This window comes from uncultured Ligilactobacillus sp., from assembly GCF_948826705.1.
Lineage (GTDB): Bacteria > Bacillota > Bacilli > Lactobacillales > Lactobacillaceae > Ligilactobacillus.
The window spans coordinates 1-2,931 of sequence record NZ_CAQLEL010000064.1; the positions used below are offsets into that span (position 1 = coordinate 1).

Here is a 2,931-nt window from a genome sequence, read left to right on the forward strand (position 1 = left end):
ATTTGATTTTTTAAATCATCTTTCTGCCCATATGTTGAGACTCTAGCATAAGCAACATTCTTACGATCATTATTGGTTGATCGAACGATATATTTTAAGTATTGTTCTTCTGTATAATATCTTCGATTAGTTGGAGTACGATAAGCTTTTAAAGTCCCATTATTATCCCAGCGTTGTAGGGTCAGAACGGTAACGCCCAATCTTTCAGCCATTTCTTTTGGTTTTAATATCGCCATAATATCTACCTCACATTTCATCTTTTTTATAGATATTATATCGCGTTTGATTACATTTTAATATATTTTGATTAACAGTTATTTCCTCCTGTAATGATCAATTCTTGTTGAAATATATAATGGCTGGAACTGGTGTTTAAGCTGATAAAGGGATAGTCACGCAAGATAGCCGAAACATTGGCTAACCCATAACCATGACCTTGGCTATTTTTAGTAGTATAACCAACTTTATCTAGAAGTTGAAGCTCTATTTTTTCATATTTGGTACTGTTGCGGATAACGATGAATTGTTCATTATCATGTTCAAAAAAGGCAAAGTCCAAACAGCCCTTATTGACTTGGCAGGCGGCCTCGATCGCATTATCCATAAAGATCGATAAGAGTCGAACCATATCTAATTGTGTAACACGTGGATCAAGTTTGATCTTTTGGGCTATTTCACAAGTGACACGGAGTTTTTTTGTGAGAGCTAAAGCCAATTTATTGGATAAGATCCCTTTAAGTGCTGGGTCACTGATATTTTGTAATTGACTGATGAGCTGCAGTTCTGGGGAAATGATCGATCTGGTAGGTGCGATCGCTTGGTGATAAACTTTCTTAGCCCCAGCAAGATCATTATTATCCAGGCAATATTCTAGGGAAAGCAAAATATTTTTGTAGTCATGTTTGAAACGGCGTAGTTTATCATATAACTCTTCGATCTGGGTGGTATATTCGATCAAATTTTGTAGCTGTTCTGCTTGAGCGAGTTTTATTGCCTGTTTTTGTGAGTATAGTGTGATGCAGTAGATATAGGCTGCGATAACTACCAAAATGCTACCGGAGATAAGTAACATATTAGGTAAGTCAGAGAAGCGAAGATAGATATAGCTTAACAAAGTCACGTCCAAAATAGCTGCTTGAAAGCGATATTTAGCTAAAATATGATTCGCAAAGTAGACCAAGTGACTTTTGAAGTAGTATAGCAGAGATGTTTGAAGGTAAAAGACGATCCAAGGTAAGATGATCAGTTCAAACATGATCATTACGGTGTAATTTCCATCTATCAGAGCTAAAACATTGTCCAATAATTGATAGATAATAACAGTCGAGACTAGTAGATACGAAACGTAGAACATGCTTAATAGAATTGGGATCTTTTTTTGCGAAAGGTGAGTAATGATCATGCTAAATATTATGGTATATATCAAGCATCCCCACCAACCGTAAGTAAAACACATGGATATACTTAGAAGCATGATAAATTTTCGTTGCAAAGAGATAACATTTAATTGGTTAAATAATAACGTGATAATAAGACCTTGAAAAAATAAAGAAACATATCCTACCACAAGATAAAACATAGGAATTCACCTCCAAGGAGAAATATTATGAAGAAAAACTATACAACTATTTCAGAGAAAAAATCAAGGAGATTAGGGGGGCAAAAGGGCGCCACAAAACAGGCGAAATATATGCATTAGTGGCTTTGTTTACAATGCCATCTACTGCACAAAATAATTATAGCACAATAGACTTTAATTTAGTTAACGCATGAATTGAGTAAATAAGGGAAATGTCTATGAAATATCAAGTTTTTGTATGTGCAGATCCAAAGTTTGAAGCGGATATGGGGAACTTAGTCAAACTTGCGATCATGCTCCAAGACGATCAGATCCATGCAAAGCTACAGTTAGGCGAGATTTTTGATCCGTATGCATTATTAAAGCATATCATAAAAGAACAATGTCTGTATGGCATTTATATCTTGGAAACTGATGAATGGAGAAAGAGGGATAAAACTTGCTCAAAAGATCAATTGGAAAGTCATCACATGCAATCCCTTGCGATTCAGTGCCGTTTTTATGCAGTTAAAGCAAGGCTTGCCCCACGGTATCTCGCTTCGCTTACTACTTTCGGTTGACTTCCGTTTCCGATCATGGAAACACATATAACAAGCAACTCCAGTTTTGCTAAATAAATGCCCAAATAGGAAAAAAACACATATTCTGAGAAAAATTTGCTATTGTTAAGGTAGCTGAAGTCAGAATGTTTTAAACCAGAACGAGCGTAGGTGGTGGATCCCCACAGCCAAACAACTAAATGGTGGGGGAAACTTCAGCGCGTAGTCTCTATGGTCAAGGAAAAACACCTAATTCATGTAATTTTTAGGAAGGTGAGTAAGATGAAGGCTAAATTGCATGGCAAGATAGTTGAGGTGTGGCAAGTGGATCCATATGATCAAGATCTACCGCTATGGGTCAAAGAAGCCTTTGCTAAAGGCTACTTAAGATGGGTCGACAAACGCTTGCTGATCGTGATGCCAGCTTTGAGCCCTTCAACTGTAGCTAATCTAAAACTTGGAATGGTAGGCACGCTTGGTGGTTGTTTTTGCGGTTATACGATGTATGTTATGGCTGATAGCGGAGATTTTTTAGATGTGTCCGATCATTGTGTCGTCAGTGCACGCAAATTTTTCAAAAAATATCAATTGATCAACTGAAAAGAGACTGTGAAGCCTTAAAAACTAACATTTTCAAAGACAAATAAAGACATCTTCAAATTCCAACGTTCGGGTTATAATGCCCTCTAAGTATACAGATGAAATAGAAAATTCATCTTAATACTTGGAGGGTATTTTATATGTCTAGGAAATCAAAATATAGTGCAGAGCAAAAATTATCTATACTAAATGAACTAACCAGTTCTAGTATCA

General features: G+C 36.2%; 4 protein-coding genes. 2 read left to right on the forward strand and 2 right to left on the reverse strand.

Annotation, left to right across the window (positions count from 1 at the left end; genetic code table 11):
• Positions 1-236, reverse strand: a 236-nt coding sequence (locus tag Q9Q35_RS03540; protein WP_304652166.1) for a recombinase family protein, incomplete at its 3' end; no start/stop codon positions are given.
• Positions 237-307: 71 nt separating this feature from the next.
• A complete protein-coding gene (locus tag Q9Q35_RS03545) occupies positions 308-1,579 on the reverse strand; it encodes a sensor histidine kinase (RefSeq protein ID WP_304652167.1) in 1,272 nt (423 codons plus the stop codon).
• A 218-nt stretch (positions 1,580-1,797) separates the two neighbouring features.
• Here Q9Q35_RS03545 and Q9Q35_RS03550 point away from each other — a divergent pair, with 218 nt between their 5' ends.
• Positions 1,798-2,139, forward strand: a complete 342-nt coding sequence (locus Q9Q35_RS03550; RefSeq protein WP_304652168.1) for a hypothetical protein — start codon at positions 1,798-1,800, stop codon at positions 2,137-2,139.
• 261 nt (positions 2,140-2,400) lie between these two features.
• Complete coding sequence (locus Q9Q35_RS03555; RefSeq protein WP_304652169.1) at positions 2,401-2,718, forward strand: hypothetical protein; 318 nt, start codon at positions 2,401-2,403, stop codon at positions 2,716-2,718.
• Positions 2,719-2,931 lie beyond the last annotated feature (213 nt).